The following is a 24,292-nucleotide window of genomic DNA, read 5'->3' on the forward strand; positions in this document are numbered from 1 at the left end:
GAGACGAACCGCCGCCTCAGCGACCTAGGAACATGGCATCTCTTCGGGATCGTCCGACGTTGGCTGCCAGCCGGTCGTGTCGACACTCCATCCGAATGGAAGGAGCGGATTCGACATACCTCCTGGCATGTCCGAGTCGTGATCCTGAACCGCCTGCATCGAACGGGGCAGGTCGAACGGCAGCGCCCCCTCTGGACGCACTAGGCCGAAGACAACGTCGAGCAGTGCCTTGTCCGAGGCGCCACAGAAGGCAACAACGGCTCCGGCCCGGTCGAGAATTTCAGGGATGATCGCCGGCCTGTCCATCTCGATGAGGACAACTGTTCGGGGACCGATTCGCCTGAGCAGATCATCCAGTTCGTCAGGTGCGAAGGTCAGCCGTCCGGCGTGATGAAACCGTTCGAAACCCTCCGTGCGGGGCTCGAAGGGAGCCGCAATGCGCAAGATCCTCGGAGCGTCGGGATCGCTTGACACGACCTCGACGAACTGTTGGGTCGCTTCGATGTCGATCCCGTCGACCTCACAACGCGAGGCCGCCGTCAGAGGCAGGAGTGGCTCACCACCGACACAGGTGTTCTTGAGCAGGATGGCGGCCTTGCTCTGGGCGCGACGACCCCTTCGGGTCACCAGAACGGACCCGACGATTTCCTCTGCCTGAGCGGGGTCGACTCTCGATTCCTGGAACAGACCGAGGCGAGCCTTCTCTCTGAGGAGCCGTCGTGCGGACGTGTCGATTCGTTCCTCCGGGACGATTCCACTGTCCACGAGTTCGAGGAGAACGTCCGTGCACCTTTCTCCCCCGAATTGGTCGACGCCCGCCTCGAGCGCTTTCACGATTCTCTGGGACACATCGAGATGCTCTACGCCCCAAGCCATCGCCGGCAGCACGCCGCCTTCAAAAGCGTGATCGGTCAGCACGCCCCAATCCGTGCATACGATGCCGTCGAATCCCAGGTCTTCTCGGAGGATGCCCGAGATCACGTCACGGTTGAACGCGAAGCCGACTTCTTCGCGTCCCACCCCGACTGGTCGCCCGTAATAGGGCATGATTTGGGAGGCGCCCGCTGCGATGGCAGCCTTGAACGGCTGAATGTGCAGATCGAAAAAGCCGCCGGGATACACCTGATCCTTGCCGTAAGCGAAGTGCGGGTCTTCGCCGTCTCTTTGCGGCCCTCCGCCGGGAAAGTGCTTCACCATCGCCGCGACCCCATCCGATCCCAGGGTGGGTCCTTGGAGCCCTCGGACGTATGCCGCGACCAGTTCGGAGACGACCCGCGGGTCTTGCCCGAAGGTGCCACCGATCCGCATCCAGCGAGGCTCTGTCGCGATGTCAGCTTGAGGATGGAGAGCTACATGGATTCCAAGCGCCCGGTACTCCGCGCGGGTGACGGCAGCGAACTCTTCCACCAGCGCGGCATCTCCGATGGCGGCCAGCCCAAGCGGCTCGGGCCACTCGGATAGGTAGCCCGATGAGATGCGTATCCCGAGCTGCGAGGAGGGCCCGTGCCTCGGATCGGTTGACATCGTCACTGGAACCGCGAGGCGTGAGCTGGATGCAAGGTCTTGGATCTCGTTGAGAAATTCGGCGGCCGCGCGTGGAGTGAGGTCATCCTTGATTGCCCCACGGAGATTGAAATGGGTGACGTGTTGGTCCAAGACGAGGTTCCGGATCTCCTGGAGCACCTCTGGACGTCGTGGATGCTCAGGCGCGGCTCGCACCAAGCTGATCGACCAATGAAACATGAGGCCGACTTTTTCTGCCGTGGTCATCCTGGCCAACACGTCGTTCACAAGGCCGTCAAGAGGGTCCAAGACCCCTTGACCGGATCCGGCATGCGAGCTCGCTCGATCAGACACCCAGCACATTCTCCTCCAACGAAGCGAGCTCTACATGATGGCCAATGGGTTCACTGGGGAAGCCGTCGCGCCCGAAATGGGTAAGACGGCGACGACGGCGAGGAATGTCCAGCGAGCTTCACGGTCGCAGGCCGCGGCGATCTGCTCGAGGTCAGCGAAGTCAACCAGGGGAACGCCCATCCGTGTCAGGGTCAGGACGTGCCAGGGTGTGGCGACGTTGTCGACCACTGGCTTTGGGGAGTCCATGCCGGCATCCGAGATCACCAGACTGAACTCGGAGTCGAAGATCCACGTGGCGCACTCGAGCGCCAGACCCCCCACTTCCGGCAGTTGACCGCGTGGGGGAAGCGGTGCGACAGGCCGTCCGGTGCGAACGAATAGGATGTCACCGCTGCGCGGCGAACCGGCCCGTCCTAGCCAAGTCTCAAGCTCAGCCAGCGTGACGGTCTGCGCGAGCGGCAGGTACGGGAGGCCTAACAGCCGTGGAAGGTCGAGGAGGAATCCTCGTCCGACGATCCCACCGGCGGCCGCGACGACGTCGTTCATGGTCACACCGGAGTCCGTCACGGCGTCTTCGCCTGCTCCGCCGAACCCGCTGCCCTGGTAATAGAAGTGTCCCAGTGCATCAAGGTGCGTCATGGCGTTCGGCCCGTGCTGCTCGAGTGTGAGTGTCTCGTTGACCGCGAGCCACTCTGCGCTCCGGTCGAGGCGGGTCTTCAATGGCCGGGGCTCGTCCTGGGTGATGGCGGAGTGGGCGGCTGCCCGGTCGGCGCAACTGATCACCTCACCACTGATCGCTGCGTGCAGCGCCTGGCTCGTGGATTGCCGGGTGATGAAGTTCAGGGCCCCACGCTCGGGTGTCTCTGGCCAGCGTCGGGACCGGTCGACCCGGCTCGCGAGAGCCCTGAACTCATCCTCCTGCATGCAGATCCTCTCGGTCAGCAGCTCGCCTTGTAGACGTAGTCGGCGTTGGCCGGGTCATCGACATTGTCTGCGGTCAACAGCTTGTTGCCCACCTTCACAAGACCCTTAGAGGTGACGGGGCCCTTCGAACCGCCCTTGAGATAGTCGACCAGAGCGTCGACCTGGGTCGCGCCGATCTTGAACGGTGCCTGCGCGATCAGGGCCGAGATCGTGCCCTTCTTGAGGGCGTCAACCTCCGGCGGGACTGCGTCGAATCCGATGAGCGCGATGTCGCCGACCTTCTTCGCCTGCTGGATCGCGGCTGCTGCGCCGACCGCGTCCGGGCCATCTGCTGCGATGATCAGCTTGAGGTCGGGATGCGCGATGATGAGCGAGGAGGCGTCCGTCGTAGCTTTGTTGATGTCGAAGCCGCTGAACTCGTCATCGAGGTGCTTCAGATCCGGGCGGGCGGACTCGACTGCTGCGACGAAGGGCTTGGTCCGGTTTTCCAGCGGAGGGATGCCGGGCGCTCCGCCCATGTAGACCATGGTGCCTGCCCCGTCCGCGACGTTCTTCAGCGCATCGGAGACGAACTGCGCCGTGTCGGTGTCGCTCGTGACCGACTTGTACTCCGCCTGGGGCTGTGAGGGGTTTCCGGTGACTACAGGCACGCCCTTCTGCATCAAGGTCTTGTACTGAGCGATGAACTGGTTGTTGTTGAAGGGGGTTGCGAGCACGCCGTCTGGGTTCGACAGGGTGGCCGACTGCCAGTTGTTTGCGATCGCGTTGTTGTCGGTCGACGTCGAGGTGAACATCTTGAGGGTGACACCGCGCTTCTTGGCCTGATCCTGCGCGCCGCAGGCAACGCTGGACCAAAACGGGTCCGATGTGTTGGCGAGGACGCCCGCCAGCCGGATGTCGGAGGATTTGCTGCCTGAGCCGGATGCGGCGTTGTCGGAGCCGCAACCTGTGAGGGTCAGTCCGAGCGTCACACCCGCTACCAGAGCGGTCGTCACATGGTGCTTGTTCATAGGGGTTCCTTCGAGGTGGGCGGAATGACGCTCCGTGTGCTCACGATTTCGCTTGAGCACGACGCTGGGTGGTGATGCGGTCGATGACCACGGCGAGCAGCAGGACGACACCTATGACAATGAGCTGCCAGAACGACTGCACGCCTGTGATGACGAGTCCGCTTTGAAGAATGACGGCAAGGAACGCGCCCCAGACGGTGCCGACAATCGAGATGTGGCCGCCCTGGAGGAGGGTGCCGCCGATGACCACGGCGGTCACGGCGGCCAATGCATCGTTCTGATGTCCGGCCAGAGCGGTCGATCCGAAGCGACTTAGGTCGATGAACCCCGCCAGGCCGGCCAACGCGCCGCCGAGGGAGGTCAAGACGATGAGATGGAGCCGGACGCGAAGGCCGGCTCGCTCGGCGGCAGACCTCGAGCTCCCGATGGCCTGAGTGTGCATGCCGAACCGGGTGTACCGCACGACAGCCCATAAGACGACCGTCGCGACGATCGCCGCGACCGCAGGCACTGGGACGTCGGCGACCGTCTTGAGACCGATACTCGTCTGTAGCGCGACCGGCATTCCAGCGACGTCCGATCCGTCGCTGAACAGGTATGCCACCCCGGTACCGATACCGAGGGTTGCGAGCGTCGCAATCAGGGAGTTGACATCGGCGATGGCGATCAGGATTCCGTTGAGCACGCCGAAGGCAATACCCGCGCACAGGCACACGCCCAGCCCGACCAGAATGGCGAGCCACTCATGCCCGTAGGCGCCGCTCGAGGGGGCCGATTCGAACCGACGGATCACCAGGGCCCCGACGACCGAACTGAGCACGAGGTTCGCGCCAAGCGAGAGGTCGAAGATCCCGGCTCCAAGCATCATCGACAGACCAAGCGCGAGAAGAATGGCCTGGGTGGCGCCGAGGAGAAGGGACTGCGCGTTTGCGAGCGAGCCGAACACGTGGTTGTCGGAGACGACGGTGAAGAACACGACGAGCGCGAGATCGAGGCCGAGCACCCAGGTCGCCCTCGACCGTGCGAGCGCGGCGAGTGTGGAGGTCGGTTGCAACGCTCGGTCGTCGATTGGTCCTTCGGTCTTTTCGCTCAAGGTGCCAACCTCAGATCCTGTTACGCGGACTGTCATGCCGCACCCGCGTTGTAGCCGACCATCGCTGCGACCAGATCCGGGACGGTGAGTCCATCCGCGGGCGCTTCCAGAGCCGACGCTCCGCGCCACAGCACCGTGACCTTGTCGGCCGCCTTGAGGATGCGGGGCAGATCGTGAGAGACCACAAGGACGCCGAGACCGCGAGCCGCAACGGTCCGCATGAGCTCGCACACGATCTCCGACTGCCGTGCCCCGAGCGCGGCGGTGGGCTCGTCCATCAGCACCGCCGTGCTCGACCACATGACCGCTCGAGCAACGGCGACGGCTTGCCGCTGACCGCCCGAGAGCTCTCGGACGGGAACTGTCAACGAGGGGAGTCTGATGGAGAGTTCTTCGAGTGCTGCCGAAGCGCGGTCGGCCATGCGTCGGCGCGCGAGAACGCCGAAGCGGGACCCGATGCCGGAATGAACTTCCTCGTGACCGAGGAACATGTTGTCGACGACCGACAGGTCGGGCGCGAGTGCCAGGTCCTGGTGAACTGCATCGACGCCCCTGCTCTGTGCATCCCGTACACCGTGAAGGTCGACCGGCTCGTCGCGCATGATGACATCGCCGGAGTCGGGGCGCTCGATGCCGAGCAGGATCTTCAGGAGAGTGGACTTGCCGGCGCCGTTGTCGCCCACGAGCGCGACCACTTCTCCGGGATGCACGGTCACTGTCGCGTCGCGCAGAGCCTGCACGTGCCCGAATTGCTTCGCCACACGCCGGCAGCCGATCACGGTGCTTGCGCTCACGTCGCACTCCTTAGGAAATCGATCGATGCGGAACTCAGGCCGCCGCGTCCCCTCCGAAGAGGTGATGCGGCAACCATGAGACTGCGGTCACACTGTTGTCAAGAGATGAACCAAAAGTAGTGAGTATCCATCCTCTTGGTTCATGATGTGAACACAGTCGCGCTCAACATTTTTGCCGCTGGCATTCATGCGTTCATCTCTTGACATCGCCTTGGCTCCTGGGCGAGTCTTCGGGCATGGATCTTCCTCTCGGCGACCGGCGTGGCGCAGGCAGCGCACAGTCGTTGCGACGCGCCAACCGCAGACGCTTCCTCGGCGCGCTCGGCAGCCGGGGCCCTCTCAGCCAGGCTGAGCTCAGCCGCGAGACAGGGCTCTCCCCGGCAGCGGTATCCGCTTTGGTCAAGGAACTGGTCGCCGACGAGGTCGTGCGCGTCGCGTCGAGCACCCGTGGCGGCCGTCGGGTCACCGAGGTGTCGCTGGTCGAGGGTGAACAACTCGTCCTGGGTGTCGACCTCGGCCATCGACATGTGCGGATTGCGCTCGCCGACTCAGCTGGCACCATCTTGGCCGAGATCACGGACCCGAGAGGGGTGGCCTGGCGGCTCCAGTCTGACTTGTCGCGGCTTTCCGAACTCCGTGACCGTGTGGTCCAGGACGCTGATCGCTCGACGTCGGCGGTTGTGCTGGCAGCGATCGGTGTGCCGGTGCCATTCGAGCCGACACGTCCCGGACGACTCGCAAGGGAATGGTCGGTCGAGGACGTCAGCGGCAGGATCGCTCAAGCCCTCGGTGTTCCAGTGGTCATCGAGAACGACGCGAACCTGGGCGCGATCGGCGAGGCGCGCCGTGGAGCGGGCAATGACTGCGCTGACTTCATCTACGTCAAGGCGGCGCACGGCCTTGGTGCAGGACTTGTCCTCGGCTCGCGGCTCTACCACGGAGGCCTCAATGCTGCCGGCGAGATCGGGCACATGTCGGTCGACGACACCGGACCACTCTGTGCCTGCGGTGGTCGGGGATGCCTCGAGCTCTACGCCGCTGGCGGCGCCATTGCCACCGCGTTGGCACGCGTCCATGGCTCCGAGCCCTCCTTGCAGGACATCGTGGCGCGCTGCCTGGCAGGCGAGCCGTCCTTCGTGCGTGCGGTCGCCGACGCAGGTCAGCACCTCGGCTTCGTCCTTGCGAATGTCACGAACCTCCTTGCCCCCTCGCGCATCATCCTGGGTGGCGAGCTCAGCTCAGTTGGCAACACATTGGTCGACGCGGTCCAGCGCGGAGTTCGAACCGGCGCCGCCCGCACGCTCGGCGAGCAAGTCGAGGTGGTTTCCGCAGAACTGGGAGATCGCGCCGAAGTCGTCGGGGCGGTCGAACTCGCCCTTGCCGCGCTGCGCGAACAGCTTGAGATTCCCGTAGCTGACTCGCTTTTCAACATCTCCTCTGGCCAGAAGCTTGCGCAGCCGAGCACCTCGGCATGAACAACATCAACGTGACCTCCGAGCTTGCCCCGCGGCTTCCACTCCGAGGAGCGCTCCTCGACCTCGATGGAGTGCTGGTCGACACCGCACGCTTGCACTTCGAAGGCTGGCAGCAGGTCGCCGCCAAACTCGGCTTCACTCTGGACACGGCAACCGGTGACCTCCTCAAGGGCGTGAGCCGAGACGAGGCACTCCAGATCGTCGTACGTACGGGCGGAATGGAGCTTGCGACGGATCAGCGAATGGAAATGTCCGACTGGAAGAACGCCTGGTACCAGGAGCAGGTTGATCTGCTCGACGCCACAGCTCTCCTTGCCGGCGCAGCTGACATGCTCAAGTGGCTGCGTGCCAAGGGGATCCCTCTGGCGCTCGCGTCGTCGAGCCGGAACGCCGCGAGGATCCTACAAAGCGTCGGCATCGCCGGCTACTTCGACGCGATCGTCGACGCAGCCGCGCTGAGGCACACGAAGCCGGACCCGGAGATCTTCCTTCGCGCCGCGCAAGCCATCGGTGTGCCCGCCCGCGCCTGCGTTGTCATCGAAGATTCACTCGCAGGCATTGACGGCGCCCATCGTGCAGGCTGCGTTGCTATAGGAGTCGGGGATCGAGACGTCCTCGCGCACGCTGATCTGGTCGTCGCGTCGCTCACCGATATCCCGTTGGACGTGGTCTTCGGCCCGTACCCCCCGGACGTCAGGAGAGATTGACGTGTCCTCCTTCGCAGCCGACCCGGCCTCGCCGCGAGCTCATCGAGTGGCCCTCACAGGCTTGGTCGACGACCTGTTGCTGTCGCTGCCGATTGAGGAGCAGGTTGGCCAGTTGCTGTGCGTCTACCACAGGGACATAGATGCGACCACGACGTTGCGGCCGTACGAGGAGCTTGGCCTCAAACCTGGGGGTTTCCTGATCTCGGGCGGGTCCAACCGAACCCGGACCACCCAAACGATCAAGGAGTTCGAGTCGCGGAGTCGGGTGCGTCCCCTCATTGCGGCCAACCTCGAGTCGGGCACCAACACATTCATCACCGACGGCGTGCTGTTCGCCAGTCCGATGCAGGTCGCCGCCACCGGGAATCCCACGCATGCCGGACGACTGGGAACTTTCTGCGCGACCCAGGCTCGGGCCATGGGCATCAACTGGGCCTTTGCGCCGGTGATCGATATCGCTCTCAGCCATCGCAACCCGATCACGAACACCAGGGCATTCGGCAGCGATCCGGAGCTGGTTGCGAAGATGGGTGCTGCGTACATCACTGCCCTTCAGGCTGGTGGCGTCGCGGCCGCGGCCAAGCACTGGCCGGGCGATGGTGTCGACGATCGTGACCAGCACCTGCTGACGTCGATCAACTCACTGGGGCACGATGCCTGGTCGTCCACATTCGGGCACGTGTACAAGGCAGCGATCGATGCGGGCGTTATGACGGTGATGGCTGCGCACATCGCGCTGCCGGGCTACGGCTCTGATCGACAGGATCTCCGCCCCGCGACCCTGAGTCGAAGGTTGCTCGTCGACCTTCTCCGGGACGAGCTCGGTTTCACGGGCATGGTCGTGTCGGACAACAATCTAATGGCCGGATTCACCCGGGTGATGCCCCGCGACCAGGCGGTGGTCGAAGCGATCAACGCAGGCTGCGACATGTTGCTCGGCTCAGATTACGTGGCCGAGGACTTTGAAGCGCTCCTTGCAGCAACCCGTTCCGGAGCGCTTCCCGCGGATCGTCTGCGGGAAGCAGTCACACGCGTGCTCACCACCAAGGCGCGGCTTGGCCTTCTCCAGACACCGGATGAACGAACAGCGGAACTTGACCGCCGCGAAGCCGCTGCCGACGTTCCTCATCAATGGCTTGAGGATGTTGCACGTCAGTCGATCACCTTGGTGAAGGACGCGGATCACGTTCTGCCGGTCAATGCTGCCCGCTATCGCAAGATTCTCGTCTACGTGATTGGCGACAGCGCAACGTTCTACCAGCCGGCCGCCGGACTCGCCCACGAATTTGCACGTGGTCTCGAACAGCTCGGCTGCGAGGTACAACTCAGGTCAATTCCGGGTGAAGGTCGGACGCCTCGCAGCGAACGCCAGATCCAAGGCACTGCGGACCTGGTGATCTACTTCGCGAACATGACGTTCACGAGCGAGTCGAACACCTCACGCGTGCGCTGGTCATATCCGCAGGGCCCCGACGCCCCAAGGTGGCCGGATGTGCCTTCGATGCTCGTTTCTGTCGCAGATCCTTACCACCTCCAGGACATGCCATCCATAGGGACAGCAGTCAATGGCTACAGCCCCTCGCCCCACACTGTGAACGCGATCCTCGACTGCATTGCCGGTCGAGCCGAGTTCGAGGGCAGCAGCCCCGTCGATCCCTTTGCTGGCTGCTCCGAAACTCGGTCGTAGTCATGAGTCCGGACCTTCCCATCTCCGCGGTTGCGAGTGCTACCGAGTGTTCGAACCGCGGACCGGGCGGACTCATCACAGGCACTCATCGGCCCGAGATTGAGTCGACGGTGGGCCTCGTTCATGGAGTTGCTGATTTCGCCCTCCAGAGCAATCGCGAAGGCCTTATCACCCGCAGTCGGCGCGCTCCATGAGAGCAAGAGTGGGCTCTGTCGCGAAGACGATTGCTGGAGAGCGCCCTGCATGCGAGCAGCCGAGGAGCCGGACTTGGCGCTGCCCTATGAAGTTCATCCTGATCCATCTGGCGTACGCCGGCGCGATCCAAGATCTCTCCGGACCTTATGCGCTCGAGGCTGAACGCCGGCGTCAACGATTCGAGTCCAACGATCCTTACTGAGCCCTGGCAGGAGACAAGGAATGACCGAGACGAGTACCGAGCAGAAGCACGTCGTTTCGCCGGATGGCACGGAAATTGGCGTAAGCATCACTGGCGACGGCCGGCCGCTGGTCGTCTCACCAGGTGCTCTGTGCGCCGCCCGCGACTGGCAAGTACTCGCCGAGACGCTGGTGGACGACGTGATGACGTACGCGATCGATCGGCGTGGCCGAGCATCAAGCGGAGACAATGCACTGCACACCATCGAGCGCGAACGCGAAGACATTGCAGCTGTCCTGGAGCTCGCTGGCCCCGACGCAGTGCTTCTCGGCCACTCATACGGCGGGCTCATAGCCCTCGAGCAAGCGGTTCGCAAACCGCCTAACGCCCTCATCCTTTACGAACCGCCGATACCGTTGGATGGCCCGGTCGGTGGCGAAGCGCTGCCGGAGTTCGAACGAGTCGTTCAGGAAGAGGATCTCGACGGTGCTCTTGCCTTCGGACTGAAGAACTTCTTGAAGTTGCCTGAGTCCGCGATCAATGACTTCCGTCGCACTCCCGTGTGGCCCGTGCGAGCTTCCATGGTCAGTACCTGGGCTCGGGAGGTTCGTGCAATCGACACCTTCGACCCTGACCTCGCTCGATTCGCCGCGCTGCACGCCCCGGTCTTGCTGATCATCGGTGAGCTGAGTCCGCCTTGGCTTACCCAGACCTCTCGACAGCTGAACCGAGTGTTGCCGAACAGCCGGATCGTTGAGATTCCCCGCGAAGCTCACGACGCTTTTCTGACCGATCCGGAAGCAATGGCGGCACTGATTCGTTCGTTCGCGGATGGACTATGAGATGGGGAGGACGAGCGAACGGTCCATGCGTGCTCGCAAGGCTTGACCCATCCTGGCCGCTAGGAGATCGGACATGACCGTCCTCAAGGGTGACTTCCATGTCGACGCCGTCGACAGCGGTGTGACGATTCGTGGGGCACTCTCAGCGGGTGTGACGGTGAGGACCGGGGTAGAGCTGCTCATCCAAGGCGCTGTTCTCGGCGAGGTCTGCATCGGAGAGAGTGCTGTCCTGAGGTTGCAGGGATCCTTTTCTGGAATCATTCTGTCGAATGCTGGACTCTTGATGATTGCCGGTCAGACAGACCGGTCCGCGCTCACGGCCAGCAGTGGCCGGGTGGCGCTTGCGCGACCGACACTTCCCTTTCCGCGATCCCATGCTCCCCCAGGAGCCTCCGACCCGACTCCTTCCCGCCTCGCGCGCCTACGTCAGCGACATCGTCGGCCGCCCCGTCGACGATCCAGAGACCGCGGCGCTCCCGTAGACCGCGCGGCGTCTGTGGCCGCCCCTGACCCTCGGCCCACGCGGGCCGGGAGCGCATGACATCGCCGTCAGAGCGGAAGCATCATCTCGCCGGAGAGATAGGACACCTGGAGCGCCACCTCGGTCAGCCGCCAGCCGTCGGCGGTACGGCGGAGCCGGCAGTTGTACCAGCCGCCGCCATCCGCATGCCGGGTCGGATCAGCTGCATCGAAGATGTGGACAACGATCAGATATGCCCGTGCTGTCGCCACATCGCCCTCCACGCTGATCGCGTAGTTGCTGCCGAGGTGGTGAGTGCCGGCGTAGCGGCCGAGCTTCGCAGCCGCGAAGTCAGCCATACCGGTCCGACCTTCGTGGCCGGCCCCGCCCGGAAAGCTCAGAACTCCGTCGTCCACATAGTGGTTCGCGTAACCCTCCCAGTCCTTCTCGTCGAGTGCGCGCGCGAAGTCTACGAGAACGTCACTGATCGCTGCTCGATCGACGAGCCACTGGAGCTGTTGGGTCGGGTCGGTTGGTGGTTGGGAGACGGGCATCGTCGTTCGCTTTCTCGAGGGTTTGATGGGCATCTTCAGTTAGATCGACGTATGGCTGGTGCGGCACGGCAGGTCCCGACCTCTACGGAGGACCGCTCCTCATGTCGTGCTCCGTATCCAACCGGTGGCGGGCAAGCCCGGGGGAGACGCGAGGCCAGCCGGTGATGTCTTTGGCGGCGGTGCCCTGTCCCCCTGCGGTGCCCGACCCGCCGAGCGAGGTTCAGGAGATCGCGGCGAACGTGTCCTCGACCCAGTCGGCGATGTAGGCGTTGATGTGCGGCATGTGGTCAAGACCGACGTGCTCGGCCGCGCCCTCCTCGACGGTGAAGATGCGCAGCTCCCGCTTCGGGCTGTTGACGGCCTGGTCGTAGGACTGGTGCGCGTAGTCGACCGGGATCTGCCGGTCGTTCTCGCCGTGCGTGATCAGGAACGGGACGGTGATCTTCTCGACGACGCCGTTGAGGTTGACGCCCTCGGCGTACTCGATGAACTTCTCGACGTCATCGAAGCCCCACACCCACAGGACGTGCTCCCAGTAGTGCGGCACCGGGTTCTCGCCCTCACGCTGCAGCCGCTTCTTCTGGACCTCTCCCCAGTTGTGGTTGGCGCCCCAGATGGCGAGCAGCTTGAACCGCTTCTCGAACGCGGCCGCGCGCGGGCAGTAGTAGCCGCCGAGCGACCAGCCCACCAGGCCGATCCGGTCGCTGTCGACGTCCGAGCGGGACGCGAGCCAGTCGACCTGAGCCGCGGCCCAGTGCTCGGACTCGATACGGGACTTGAGGTCCTGGAAGCGCAGCGCCTCGCCCGAGCCCGGGTTGTCGACCATCAGCACCGAGATGCCGCGCTCGCGCATCTCCTGCGGCCAGCCCGACGTGTACATTTGCTCCTTGGTGGAGTCCAGGCCGTTCCACATCACGATGCACGGCACGGGCTCGCCGTCCTTGGACGCATTCGAGAAGTACGCCGGCAGCGTCGTGCCCTCGAACGGGACCTCCACCCGGGTCGTCGCCGGGTCGGCGATCTCGAACACCTTGGCGAAGGCATCCAGCGCCTGCTGGTAGAGCTCGCGCCGCCCCGGATCGGAGTTCCCCAGCATCCGCTCGGCGTGGGAGGCGTAGAGCCCGGAGCGGTACCACTGCTGCCCCGCGGTCCGCGGGTGGCCCGCAGCCTCGGAGGCGCGCGCCAGGTCGGCGACCTCGTCCGCCACCGCCTTCCAGCCCTGCATGAACAGCTTGCTGCCGGAGTCCATGTCCTGCGCCTCGCGAGCCGGCCGGCACGCCCGGTCGACCTCGTCGATGGCGCCGCCGCAGTTCAGTGTCCCGCAGACGCTGAGGTTCCAGATGTACCTAGGCCCGCTGAAGTACTCGAACATTCAGTGCACCTCCGGGTGCGGCTCAGTCATGGATTGGACTCCTCTGCACTACTCGCTCGTCCGCAGGCCTTGCCCCACCGAGGGGAAGCAGTCGGCCCCGGACCTGGACTCACACGGGGGACGGCGCCCAGAGACCCAGGTCGTCCCGCTGCTTCAGCATGATGGGGAGCATGACCTCCGTCATGGCGCCACCGGTCCCCCACTGGTCCTGGGTGTCGGGCGAGGTGGGGTCCCAGACCTGCGGCAGCCACGTGTCCTCGTCCACGAGAGACAGCTCGGTGGTGTACTCGATGATGTTGTCGAACGGGTCGAGGAAGTAGGAGAAGGTGTTGTCGCCCGCGCCGTGGCGCCCCGGCCCCCACAACGGCCGGTGGCCGTGGCGGATCATCCGACCCGTGCCGCGCATGTACTCGTCGAGGCCGCGCATCTCGAACGAGATGTGGTTCAGCGAGTGGCTCGGAGCCTGGGAGATGGCCAAGATGTGGTGCTGGGGTCCGGACCGCATGAAGCACATGAAGTCGCCCAGCCAGTCGGACAACCGGAACCCCAGGACGTCCTCGTAGAAGGCCTTCGTCGCATGCACATTCGTCGAGTTGATGACGACGTGGCTGAGCTTCTGGGGAATGGACTCCTTCTCCTCGAGCCGGCGGGACGGCCGCAGTTCGACATCGGCCGACACCTCGATGAGTCGGCCGTCAGGATCGAAGAAGCGCACACCGTAGCCACCGCCCGGAGTGCTCAGCTTGTCCGGGTCCCGATCGATCTTGATCTGCCTCTCGATCAGTCGCTCGGCCAGGAGGTCCACGTCTGTCGGCGAGTCGGCAGCGAACGCAATCAGGTCGAGCCGCTTCTGTCGGTCCTCACGGACCCGGAGGATGTAGTGCTCTGGATCGGCTGGCGTCCCGAAGAACGTCACCCCGCTGTCCTGCGCGACCGGGACGAGACCCCAGACGTTCTGGTAGAAGTCCACGGCCTGTCGATAGCTGGGAATAGCAATTCCGACGTGACGCAGATGGGTGATGGGCCGGAAAGCCAGGGACATGAAATACGCTCCTCACGCGGGGACCGAACGAATCGCCGGCAATTCACAACTTAGTACCGAACCTCACATCTTCACCAACAATGACCTTCGATATCAGTGCATCGACTCCGTCGATTCTCCGGACCGTGGGCCGAGGCGCCAACGTAGCCGCGGGCACGCCAACGGCGCTGGGTTATGGGCGTCGACCTCAGCCGCCTGACACGGCGACCCCGCTGGACTGGGCACGGACGGGCATGGTCTCGATCCATCTCGTCAATGGGTCTGCCCATCCAGTGGGCGCGCCTACAGACGTATAGTTCGATACATTGCTGGCTCGCGTACCTATTCCGACATTCACCGGCCACGGATATCATTGAGATCGGAATTGGAATGAAATGCTGACCTGCTGCGTGAATGGTTGACGAATAGCCTGCGTACGTCGTGGCGATGGGACCACGATCGCATCCGATATCCGATATCCGAGTCCGAGCCGCGAGCATAGTGAGCCCGGCCGAGCCGCACGATGTCCCAACGAGCCGGTCTCGGTCCTCCAGCACCGGAACCCGCTCAGGAGCTGACCTCCGGCGAGGGGTCCCCGGTCTCCAGGATGACTCCGGGGTTGAGGATGCCGCGCGGATCCAACGCATCCTTGATCCGTGCGGTCACCGTCATCACGTCTCGACCGACCTGATCGGCCAGCCACGGTGCCTTGAGACGACCGACGCCGTGCTCACAGGTGATCGTTCCACCGAGCTCGATCGCAGCGTCCATGATGTCACCGAAGGCACGTCGCGCGCGAGCTTCTGCGTCGCAGTCGCCGGTCGGGTAGGCGATCACCGGGTGGACGTTACCGTCGCCTGCATGCGCAACGACGGCGATGAGGACATCGTGGCGAGCCGCTGTCGCCTGGATGCGTCGCACCAGCGAGGGCAGCGCCGGAACCGGCACGCCGACGTCCTCGATGAGGAGCGAACCGAGGGTCTCGAGCGCAGGTAGGGCAGCGCGGCGTGCCGCAAGGAGGGCCTCGCCTTCGGCAGAGTCTGTCGTGGTGTAGGTCTCACTAGCGCCGTGGCGACCACAGACCTCGTGGATCAGGGCGAGCTCCTCGACGGCGGATTCGCCCGGCGAGTCGGTGCCCACCAGGAGGAGCGCCTCGGCGGCACGGTCCAGGCCCATTCGAGTCATGTCTTCGACGGCGTTGATCGAGATCTTGTCCATCAGCTCGAGCATGGACGGCCGGACTCGAGCAGTCAGCTCGACCACCGCCTCGACGGCCGCGTCCAGCGACCTGAAGGATGCCACCAGCGTCGCCGCGCCAGCTGGGAGCGGGAGCAGGCGGAGCGTGAGCTCCGTGATGACGCCGAGAGTGCCTTCTGACCCGACGAAGAGCTTGAGCAGCGCCAGTCCCGCGACGTCCTTGAGTCGAGGCCCGCCGAGGCGGAGCGCTGTCCCATCGGCGAGGACGACCTCCATCCCGAGGACGTAGTCGCTGGTGACGCCGTACTTCACGCAACACAGGCCGCCCGCGTTGGTCGCCGCGTTCCCTCCGATGGAGCTCAGCTCCACCGACGACGGATCTGGTGGGTACCAGAGGCCGCGCGCTGCCGCGGCCGACTTCACGTCCGCGGTGATGGCACCAGCGCCGACGACCGCGACCCTGTTGAGACGGTCGACGGTGATGTCACGCATCCGTTCGAGGCTGAGGGTGACACCTCCGTCAATGCCCGAAGCGCCACCCGAGAGGGAGGACCCCGCACCTCGTGGCACCACGGGCACGCCGTGCTCGCTGGCCCACTTCAACACCTTCTGGACGTCGGACGTGCACGTCGCACGCACTACAGCTCGGGGTGTGCCCGCGCGAGGGTCCTTGGCGCGGTCGTAGCGGTACGTCGTGACGAGGTCGGGGTCCACCAGGACGGAGCCGACTGGGAGGACGTCTGCCAGCTCGCCAATGGGCGCCGGTCCCCTGAGCTCGTGCATCTACATGCGACTGACTGCTCGGGCGTCGATGCGCTCCGGCACCTCGCGGGTCGTTCCGGCGTCCTTAAACGACAGATCTCGGGCGCCCATGTCCACCCCTTTGGGTGGGCTCCCCGACCATCAGCCCCGCATCAAGGCTCAGCCACCGAGCGTGCGCAACCGTTTGGTTCCGACGGCAGGCTGTCACGACAGCGCAACCGGGTCAGCCGCGCTGGGGCTGACCTGCGCCGAGATCCGGCCGAGCGGGCCGCCGTCGAGCTCGACCCGGTCGCCGGGCTGGAGCCACGGGTAGCGGTCTCCCCCGTGCACCTGGGACAGCTCGAGGATGCAGCCGGTGCCGACGGTTCCGCTGCCGATGACATCGCCGGCCCGCAGCTCGGTGCCCCGGGAGGCGTAGGCGAGCATCTGCCCGAACGACCAGAAGAGGTCTCGCCAGTTTCCCTGGCTGTAGGTGGTGCCGTTGACCGATGCCGTCATGGCGACGTCGTAGCCCTTCCCCGATCGGCGAGCCTCGAGCTCGTCCGGTGTGACCAGGAAGGGGCCGAGGCTGGTCGCCGTGTCCTTGCCCTTGGCCGGACCAAGGCCAATGGTCATCTCCTTGCTCTGCAGGTCTCGAGCACTCCAGTCGCAGAACAACACGTAACCAGCGATGTAGGCCTCCGCGTCCGCCGGCGCCAGGTCCGACCCAGGTCGTCCGATGACCGCCGCGACCTCGAGCTCGTAGTCGTACTGAGCGGTGCCGGGCGCCATGGGGACGTCGTCGTAGGGGCCCGTGATCGCAGCGGGGTTGGTGAAGTAGAAGACCGGCTGGTCATACCACACCGGGGGGACCGAGGTACCCATGGCGGCGGAGCAGTTGACGAGATGCTGCTCGAACGCCATGAAGTCCCGGACGGAGGGAGGTCGTGGCACCGGTGCGACGAGAGACGCTCCTGCGAGAGGAACGACGTCCCACGGGTTTGTCCGGGCCCTGGCGGCATGGGCACCGAGGGTGCCGTCCGACTGCAAGAGCTCGAGCAGCGACTCCTCGACGCTCAGCAGGCTGTCGGCCTCGACGAGAGCGGCGTGCTCTCGACCGTCTCTGCCGCTGATATGGCTGGCCCAACGCATGCTAGTTCCCTTCTAGGCGTAGCAGGAGAGCGGCTTACCGCCGTTGTAGGTGACCATGTCCGCCATGGCCGCGACCGCGTCGATCGGAGCTCCCAGCGCGGTGTCGCTCGTCTTTGCGTGGAGGTCGGCGTAAGCCCGGTGAAGGTTCCCGACGATCCGTTCGGGGTCGAGCAGCTCGCCGAAGTCGCCGAGGTCAGTCTCATGAGCGGCTTCGAGCGGAGTGAGGCCAGCAGCCATGCCCTGGGCGGCGACCTTCTGGACGAAGTGCAGGTAGGAGGTGACCGTGTCGATCACCTCGGGTCCACACACGGGTCCGTGCCCAGGGACGATCGTGTCGGCGCCCAGGGCGGAGAGTCGCTGGAGAGCCTCGAGCGAGCCGGCGATGGAGCCCTGCATCAGGAACGGGGTCCCGCCGCTGAACAGCAGGTCGCCGCTGAAGAGGACACGTCGTTCGGGGATCCAGACGATCGAGTCGTTCGTCGTGTGCGCCGGTGTGCCGACGTAGGTGACCTGGCACTCGAGGTCGTCGGTGTAGACCTTCACCTGGTCGGTGAAGGTCAAGAACGGTGGAGCGAGCGTGACGTCCCCCCAGTCGACCTCGTCCCACACCGGGGGCAGAGCCTCAGGACCACCGAATTGCATGATGAGTTCGCGGATGCCCTCCCGACCGACGATGGTGGCACCCTCGAACAGAAAGTTGCCGTAGGTGTGATCACCGTGGTGATGAGTGTTGATCAAGGTGCGGACGGGCGCCTCGGTGACTCTGGCGATGGCTGCCAAGAATGCGCGGGTCCGGTCCACCGTCGATGATGCGTCGACGCTGACGACACCGCGCGAGCCGACGATGAAGCCGGTGTTGTTGATGTACCAGCTGCCGTCCGGCTGCACGTAGGCGAAGATGCCGTCGCTGACCTCGACAGCGGTCTCCGGAGGCGCAAACCGCCCGCCTTCCACACGGTGACTCATGGGTGCCCTTCTTCGGTAGGAGGGAGAAGCGAACACACGGCACCGCGTTGGTACCGCGGACGGCGTGCCTTCGAGCGTCGCTCAGACACCGACCGCAACGCGGGTTCGCCCGCGGATGCGGGGAAGGGGCCGGTCAGCGGTCCGGCATCGACCTGACTAGGGCGGTCATCGACCCCAGGGCGCGGTTCAACGTGCCGGAGTCAGCGATGAGCGTCTGTCCTGTCATCACCGTGTTGTGGCGCGACGCGAGGAAGGCGTACAGCGGGCCGTACTCCTCCGGCGAGGGCAGGTGCTGTAGCGGAGTCAGCCACTCGAACTCGAACCGGAACGCGTCGGCTGGGATGTCGGACTGCTTGGACTGCTCGAGACCGAGTGCTGCGGGGCCCCGGATCTCGCTCTTGGCGATCCCCGTAGGCGCCACAGCGTTGACTCGGATCTCCGGTCCGAGCTCGAACGCGAGCTGGTTCACCAGGCTGCGCACCGCACCCTTGCTGGAGGTGTACGCGGTACCGCCACCATCAGCAGCGAAAGCCGCCTGGGACGCCGTCAGCACGAGGCCACCCCGCTCGGCCTGGATCAGATCAAGGAACACCTTCGCGGTCAGGACATAGCCCTTGACGTTGATGGAGTAAACCTCATCGAACAGCGCGTCGATCTGCTCGACAGGGATGTCGACCAGCGGAACGTTGCCATCCCAGATCCCCTGGGTCGCGACGATCGAGGTCAACCTGCCGAAACGCTCCACGATCGCGCTGCGCGCGTCCTGGAGATCTCCGATGCTGCGCACGTCTCCTTGAAGCACCAGCGCGCTGTCACCGAACTCCTCGCTCAGAGCCTTCACCTTGTCAGGGTCGACTTCGAGCACCGCGAGCTGCGCACCCTCTGTCAGCAGGTGCCGCGCGACACCCAGCCCCAAACCGGAACCACCGCCGGTCACGAGGACGATGTGGTCGTCAAGAAGCTTCAACGTTCTTCCTTACGTTAGTTGTTGCGTCATCTGGTGTGGAGGGCGACGTCGTGGACTGGGTCGGAGTGGCCGGCCAGGTCCAGAGCTTCGCGCCAGGTGCCGTTGCGTTCGAGGAGCTTGCGGTAGCCCCTGAGGGACCGGACGCACCCGCACGAGACCACGGCGTGGAGCTTCTCGCCACTGCCGTACAGGACCAAGTACTCCTCTTCGTCGAGAGCTCCTTCGACGACCAGTGCCGTGTCGTCAGGCCGGATGCGGCCGTAGCCGTGGAACCGCCGCCCGTATTGCTCAGTCCAGAAGTAGGGCACGGCGGTGTAGGCGTCGTGGGATCCCCTCGCGACGTTAAGGCCGACGTGGCGGCCGTGCGCGATGGCGTGTGTCCAGTGTTCGACGCGGGTCGACTCGGGCAGCGAGGGGTGCGACAACAGCCGAGCCACGTCACCCGCCGCCCAGACCCCTGGAACGCTCGCGCGACCTGCCACATCCACCACCACACCCGCATCCAGCGCCACGCCTGACCCGTCGAGCCACTCGTCGTTGGCCTCTACGCCAATGCCGACCAGGACGAACGAGGTGCGGTGTGTGCTGCCGTTCGAGAGCTGGACCGCGTACGAGCCCGGCCCACCGCTGACGTCCTCGACGCTGACGCCCAGCAGGAGGTCGACGCCGTGACGCCGATGCAGCTCGCGGACCTGTTCGGCCACGGGCTCGCCGAGGATGTTGCGCAACGGGAGCTCGAGGTCGTTGATCACGGTCACCTCGACCTGGTGCCCGGACAGGCTGGCAGCGATCTCCAGCCCGATCAGTCCAGCGCCGATCAGGGTGACCTGGCCGTAGCGCGCCGCCGCCGCGCGCAAGAGGCGGAGGTCCGCTGGAGTGCGGAGCACGGGAAGGGGCTCCGCCTCGGTGGTTACCAGGGTTCGCGGCCGGCTCCCGGTCGCGATGATCACGGCGTCCCAGGGGACGGCGTCGCCGTTCTCGGTCACCACGTAGTGGCGGTCGACGTCGAGGCCCACCGCCCGGTGGCCGAGCAGAAGGGTCACGTTGTCGGCTTCCAGCCGCTCCGGTGTGCGCAGCGCGTGCAGCTGCGGCTCCCCCTGAGAGACAAGCAGCTTCTTCGATAGGGTCGGCCGGTCGTAGGGCTCGTGTTGCTCATCGCCCAAGATGATGATTCGTCCGTCGTACCCTCCCTCGCGCAGTCCGTCGGCCGCGCTCAGGCCCGCCGCGGACGCGCCGACGATGACCGCGTTCTCTAGAGCAGCACCCTTCGTGGTCATGACGGTGACTCGCGCAAGGCCAACGCCTGGGCTGGGCAGGCCCGGATGGCCTCTTCGAGGTCATTTCTCTCGTCTGCCTCGACCCGGTCTCGCAGGAGCACAGCGATAGGACTGCCCGCAGGTGTGTCAAAGACGTCCGGCATGATCGTCACGCAGACGCCGTAGCTGTTGCAGAGCTTGGTGTCGAGCAGGACCTCGACCTGTCCTGTCACAGGAAGATGCCCAGGTTGGGTGTGGCGATGCCGACTTCGGTGAGCACCACTTCGCGAGTGAGGAGTCGAGGACCCTCTGCCGTGAGCCGCAGCGTGTCGTTGCGTCGGCAGGGAATGAGGTCGAAGTGGTCGTCGATGCCGCGTTGGCGGTAGACAAGCAGCGCGCTGGTGACGTCGACGACGTCCGCTTCCGCCGTGCGCTGCACCAGGACGGAGCCCACCAGCCGCATGGTCCGCGACGGCGGGATCTCGGAGTAGGCGTGCCCGGTCCCGAGCCGCTGGAGACGCATGCGCACGTGGTACTTGGTGTCGCGGATGCGGAAGGCGCCGCGCTGGATCTCATCGGCCCGGTTCTCCGTGGCCAGCCTGATGGGGACGACGTAGAGCAGTTCCTCGTCGAGGAGCTCCAACCAGTCCTCCTCGCGGCCCTCGTCCAAGAGCTTGGCTTCGAGCGCTAAGAACTGCGTGACGGTTGCGAGCAACTCCGGGTCGACCGGAGCCATCGCGTCGACCGGCGCCGTTGCTGCGGGACTCGCCTCGGTGATTGCCATGCGTCAGCCCTCCTGAACGCTCGTCGCCTGCGTGCCGTGGCGCAGCGTGTTGACCCAATGCCTGTAGAAGCTGATTTGGTTGTGCTCGCCGAAGCCGCTGGGGCGTTTGATCCCAGGACCCTTGTAGGTCGGGTCGGGCTCGCGGTTCACGGGGCTCGTATGGGCCTGTCCGAAGCTGAACTCCATTTCTTGCCGGCGCATCCAGGGGCTCTTCGCCGCCTTGGGAGCTCCCTCCCAGGCCACGGTGTCGTCAACCTCGAAGGTGCCGGCGGAACCGAACGTGAACTGACCGATGGTGTAGGCCTCGAGAGCCTGCTCCTCGGTTTGGAAGGTCCACACGAACTGCCAGTTCCACAGCTCCATTTCACCTGGGCCGACAGGCTGCCACTGGCGGAACGTCGTGATGACGGCCATCTCCATCTCGCCGACACGGATCGGGGCCGGCGACCGCAGGAAGCTCAGGTTCGGAAATATCGTGCCGACGATCGGTGGCTCGTTCTCCACCATGTGGCGCTGCGTCTCGTCAAGTCCGCTCAGGTCGAACTTGGCAGCCGTCTCCGGGTCGTAACCCCAGAACGCAGCGAACGGCCCGGCCAGCTCGACGAACGGGAAGCCGATGGTGTAGTGGCCGTTGCCGAAGTCGTAGGTGCGGGTCACCTCGACGTTGCTCTTGAGGTCGGGTGCGAGGCCGATCTCCTCATTGCTGTAGTGCAGCGTCCCGACGTGGTAGGTGTCGCCCGCGAAGTTCTCGGAGCCCGTCTTCCAGTTGGCCTTCAGCTTGTAGCGCTCCGGGGGTCCCGCCACCCTCATGCCATCCGGGTGCAGCCCGACCATCATCTGGAGCATCCACCCCGCGCCGCCGAGGTACTCGTCCAGCGTCGGGCCCTCGGCCGCGAGCGAGGCGAAGATGAAGCCGTACCGGCTGTCCACCCGCGGCGCCCGATACAGCCCCCACTCCTTGAGATCCAAGTTCTCGGCGTAGGCCCCATGCTTGTTCGGGGTGCCCACGAGGTCGCCATCGTTCGAGTAGGTCCAGCCGTGGTACGGGCACTTGAAGAACCGGGAGTTGCCCGCGTCGGTCTGGCAGACCTGCGTACCGCGGTGGCGGCAGTAGTTCGAGAGCACGTTGACTCCACCCTTGCCATCCCGCGTGACAATCACCGGATCAACCCCGATGCGTCGCTGGACGAAGTCCCCGGCTTTCGGGATCTCGCTCTCGTGCGCGAGGAACACCCAACAGGTGCCGAAGATCTGATCCATCTCAGCCTTGAAGACGGCCTCGTCGTTGAAGATCTCGACGGGCAGGCGATCGTTGTCGAGAGCCTGCTCGACCCGCTCCAGGGTCGCGGCAACACTGGCGTGGGCAGACGTGGCAGGCGTCGTGACGGTCATGCTTCTCCCTTGCAGAACTGGCGTTGTTGCGATGGCACCGCGACCCGAGGCGTGCGGCTCGACACTCCCGTGATGAGTCCACGGTATGGCACCGGTCACATCATGAAAAGACGCCTGGCATCAATCCAGATCCATCGACCACGTCGATCATTCAACCCGCCACGCGGTCGATTCCACGCCCCAGATCACGCCGGATCGCAACCGGTGAAGAACTCACGAAACGGGCCCACGAGCCCTCATCTGCGCGTCACGCGCTGAGTGGGATAAGTGACCTGCCACAACGGCCCGCCTTCGCAGCCCTCGGGCCAGCCCTCTCCGGCCGAGGTCGAACGGCTGCCGATCGACATGGAAGCCAACGCACGCAGACTCCTGCGTCTGTGATGCACCCGCATCGGCGGCTTGAGCAGCTTCAGCGCATCACCCTCCGCTGGAACGACTCGAAGCATGACGGCACCAGCGTCTCCCGCAGGGTGTCGCGGAGGAGGAACGGGCTCGACCGACGTCCGTCCGGACCTCGGTTCGAGGATCGATGCCGACCCTGTCGAGCTCGATCTCCGCTGCCATCTGGTTGAGGGCATCCCGGATGGGACGATCAGACCGGGTTACGTCCGATGAAGAACTCACGGAACGGGTCCATGCTCGGCTCAAGCTGCGAGTCCACCAGCGCCTGGCGCAGAGCCTTCATCTGCGCGTCGTGGATGCGCTGAGTGGGCTGCCTCAACGGCCCCCCGTTGTAGCCCTGGAGCCAGCCCTGGAACTTCCAGAACTGTCGGTTGATGAATGCGCCGCCACCGATCACGGGACCCAGGCTCGCCTTCACCTTGCGACCGGGGTGAATCTGCCAGAACAGCTCGCTGGCGTCGTCGAACTTCTCTGCCCGCAGCAACTCCATGATGCGCGGGATCATCGGTCCGTAGTACTCGTGATCGCTGGTGGCGGAGAGTTGGATCGGGAAGAGCTGGCCCAGCGAGATCATGTCCGACTCGATGGGCACGGAGATCACCACCTCCTCGCCGAAGTGACGCTGGCACTCGATCGCCCCCATGTAGTGGGGGAACCCACCCTCAGCCTTGATCACAGCGATGTTGGGGCAATCGTCCAGGAGCCGGCGGATCAGACGCACGGGAATGTCGGAGGGGTGGATCCGCGGGCTGAAGCCCCACAAGTACATCGGGAAGAGGATCACCGCGAGGTCGGTCGCGTCACACACCGCCTTGGTGTACTCGTAGATCTCCTGCTCGGTCTCCGGGTAGAAGTTCGGCGGGTAGGCCAGCAGCACGATGTCCGCCCCCGCCTCCTCCGCACCCTTCAACGCCTCGAGATTCTGCTCCAGGTTGCTCCAGCTCGCGTGGTGCACGAGCACAAAGTCGTCGCCGCCCTCGTCCTTCGAGATCTGCAAGAAGTCGGTGTACTCCGGCACGGAGATCGCCACTTCCGAGACCCCCAGGGTGCCGATGAACCCGTGCTGCTTGGCGAGGGCGATGTCGTGCCGAATTGCCTTCTCGTTGATTCCCCGCAGGTCGGAGGTGAACGAGGGAATGGTGCAGTTGATTGCACCGATGAGCTTTTCGCGCGCCCACTCGCGGGCCTCGGGTCGGGTGTAGCTAGGCATGGCAACTCCTCAGGTTTCGATAGGCGATCTGTGCGCCGGGTCGGCGCGTAGGG

The 24,292-nt window shown here is 65.0% G+C and carries 21 protein-coding genes; 4 read left to right on the top strand and 17 right to left on the bottom strand.

Annotated features, from left to right (window positions below; all coding sequences use genetic code 11):
* Positions 1-24: 24 nt before the first annotated feature.
* The 5 genes from ACVW00_RS18045 to ACVW00_RS18065 form a co-directional block, all read right to left on the bottom strand.
* Positions 25-1,770, bottom strand: a complete 1,746-nt coding sequence (locus tag ACVW00_RS18045) for a glycoside hydrolase family 3 protein (RefSeq protein ID WP_457112275.1) — start codon at positions 1,768-1,770, stop codon at positions 25-27.
* A gap of 117 nt (positions 1,771-1,887) precedes the next feature.
* On the bottom strand, positions 1,888-2,781 hold the full coding sequence (locus ACVW00_RS18050; protein ID WP_457112276.1) for a cyclase family protein: 894 nt from the start codon (positions 2,779-2,781) through the stop codon (positions 1,888-1,890).
* A 14-nt stretch (positions 2,782-2,795) separates the two neighbouring features.
* Positions 2,796-3,791: a sugar ABC transporter substrate-binding protein gene (locus ACVW00_RS18055; protein WP_457112277.1), complete on the bottom strand. Its 996-nt coding sequence runs from the start codon at positions 3,789-3,791 to the stop codon at positions 2,796-2,798.
* Positions 3,792-3,831: 40 nt separating this feature from the next.
* Positions 3,832-4,884, bottom strand: coding sequence for an ABC transporter permease (locus ACVW00_RS18060; protein WP_457112278.1), 1,053 nt, complete (start codon positions 4,882-4,884; stop codon positions 3,832-3,834).
* 32 nt (positions 4,885-4,916) lie between these two features.
* A complete protein-coding gene (locus ACVW00_RS18065; RefSeq protein WP_457113137.1) occupies positions 4,917-5,645 on the bottom strand; it encodes an ATP-binding cassette domain-containing protein in 729 nt (242 codons plus the stop codon).
* 269 nt (positions 5,646-5,914) lie between these two features.
* Between ACVW00_RS18065 and ACVW00_RS18070 the strand changes: the two genes are divergently transcribed.
* From ACVW00_RS18070 to ACVW00_RS18085, 4 genes are all read left to right on the top strand, one after another.
* A complete protein-coding gene (locus tag ACVW00_RS18070; RefSeq protein WP_457112279.1) occupies positions 5,915-7,153 on the top strand; it encodes an ROK family transcriptional regulator in 1,239 nt (412 codons plus the stop codon).
* On the top strand, positions 7,150-7,860 hold the full coding sequence (gene pgmB, locus ACVW00_RS18075; protein ID WP_457112280.1) for a beta-phosphoglucomutase: 711 nt from the start codon (positions 7,150-7,152) through the stop codon (positions 7,858-7,860). Before ACVW00_RS18070 ends, pgmB begins: the two co-directional genes overlap by 4 nt.
* 61 nt (positions 7,861-7,921) lie before the next feature.
* The gene (locus ACVW00_RS18080) at positions 7,922-9,547 is read left to right on the top strand and encodes a glycoside hydrolase family 3 protein (protein WP_457112281.1); all 1,626 of its coding nucleotides are present in this window, start codon (positions 7,922-7,924) and stop codon (positions 9,545-9,547) included.
* Between the two features lie 417 nt (positions 9,548-9,964).
* Positions 9,965-10,765, top strand: a complete 801-nt coding sequence (locus tag ACVW00_RS18085; protein ID WP_457112282.1) for an alpha/beta fold hydrolase — start codon at positions 9,965-9,967, stop codon at positions 10,763-10,765.
* A gap of 549 nt (positions 10,766-11,314) precedes the next feature.
* On the opposite strand, the gene ACVW00_RS18090 is transcribed toward ACVW00_RS18085, so the two are convergent.
* The 12 genes from ACVW00_RS18090 to ACVW00_RS18145 all read right to left on the bottom strand — a co-directional run bounded on the left by ACVW00_RS18090 (position 11,315) and on the right by ACVW00_RS18145 (position 24,239).
* Positions 11,315-11,779, bottom strand: a complete 465-nt coding sequence (locus ACVW00_RS18090) for a nuclear transport factor 2 family protein (protein WP_457112283.1) — start codon at positions 11,777-11,779, stop codon at positions 11,315-11,317.
* Positions 11,780-11,999: 220 nt separating this feature from the next.
* Positions 12,000-13,151, bottom strand: coding sequence for an alpha/beta hydrolase family protein (locus tag ACVW00_RS18095; RefSeq protein WP_457112284.1), 1,152 nt, complete (start codon positions 13,149-13,151; stop codon positions 12,000-12,002).
* 109 nt (positions 13,152-13,260) lie between these two features.
* On the bottom strand, positions 13,261-14,193 hold the full coding sequence (locus ACVW00_RS18100; RefSeq protein ID WP_457112285.1) for a VOC family protein: 933 nt from the start codon (positions 14,191-14,193) through the stop codon (positions 13,261-13,263).
* 546 nt (positions 14,194-14,739) lie between these two features.
* Entirely contained in the window at positions 14,740-16,152 is a 1,413-nt protein-coding gene (locus ACVW00_RS18105) for an FAD-binding oxidoreductase (RefSeq protein ID WP_457112286.1), read from the bottom strand.
* A gap of 183 nt (positions 16,153-16,335) precedes the next feature.
* The gene (locus tag ACVW00_RS18110) at positions 16,336-17,262 is read right to left on the bottom strand and encodes a fumarylacetoacetate hydrolase family protein (RefSeq protein ID WP_457112287.1); all 927 of its coding nucleotides are present in this window, start codon (positions 17,260-17,262) and stop codon (positions 16,336-16,338) included.
* Between the two features lie 12 nt (positions 17,263-17,274).
* The gene (locus ACVW00_RS18115) at positions 17,275-18,228 is read right to left on the bottom strand and encodes an MBL fold metallo-hydrolase (protein WP_457112288.1); all 954 of its coding nucleotides are present in this window, start codon (positions 18,226-18,228) and stop codon (positions 17,275-17,277) included.
* A 133-nt stretch (positions 18,229-18,361) separates the two neighbouring features.
* On the bottom strand, positions 18,362-19,195 hold the full coding sequence (locus ACVW00_RS18120; RefSeq protein ID WP_135839609.1) for an SDR family oxidoreductase: 834 nt from the start codon (positions 19,193-19,195) through the stop codon (positions 18,362-18,364).
* Positions 19,196-19,221: 26 nt separating this feature from the next.
* Positions 19,222-20,472 (bottom strand): NAD(P)/FAD-dependent oxidoreductase, encoded by a 1,251-nt coding sequence (locus ACVW00_RS18125; RefSeq protein WP_457112289.1) that lies wholly within the window; start codon positions 20,470-20,472, stop codon positions 19,222-19,224.
* Positions 20,469-20,684, bottom strand: a complete 216-nt coding sequence (locus ACVW00_RS18130) for a ferredoxin (protein WP_457112290.1) — start codon at positions 20,682-20,684, stop codon at positions 20,469-20,471. Before ACVW00_RS18130 ends, ACVW00_RS18125 begins: the two co-directional genes overlap by 4 nt.
* The gene (locus tag ACVW00_RS18135) at positions 20,681-21,235 is read right to left on the bottom strand and encodes an aromatic-ring-hydroxylating dioxygenase subunit beta (protein WP_457112291.1); all 555 of its coding nucleotides are present in this window, start codon (positions 21,233-21,235) and stop codon (positions 20,681-20,683) included. Before ACVW00_RS18135 ends, ACVW00_RS18130 begins: the two co-directional genes overlap by 4 nt.
* Positions 21,236-21,238: 3 nt before the next feature.
* A complete protein-coding gene (locus tag ACVW00_RS18140; RefSeq protein WP_457112292.1) occupies positions 21,239-22,627 on the bottom strand; it encodes an aromatic ring-hydroxylating oxygenase subunit alpha in 1,389 nt (462 codons plus the stop codon).
* A gap of 592 nt (positions 22,628-23,219) precedes the next feature.
* On the bottom strand, positions 23,220-24,239 hold the full coding sequence (locus ACVW00_RS18145) for a dihydrodipicolinate synthase family protein (RefSeq protein WP_457112293.1): 1,020 nt from the start codon (positions 24,237-24,239) through the stop codon (positions 23,220-23,222).
* Positions 24,240-24,292: the final 53 nt, after the last annotated feature.

Source organism: Marmoricola sp. URHA0025 HA25 (assembly GCF_054059435.1).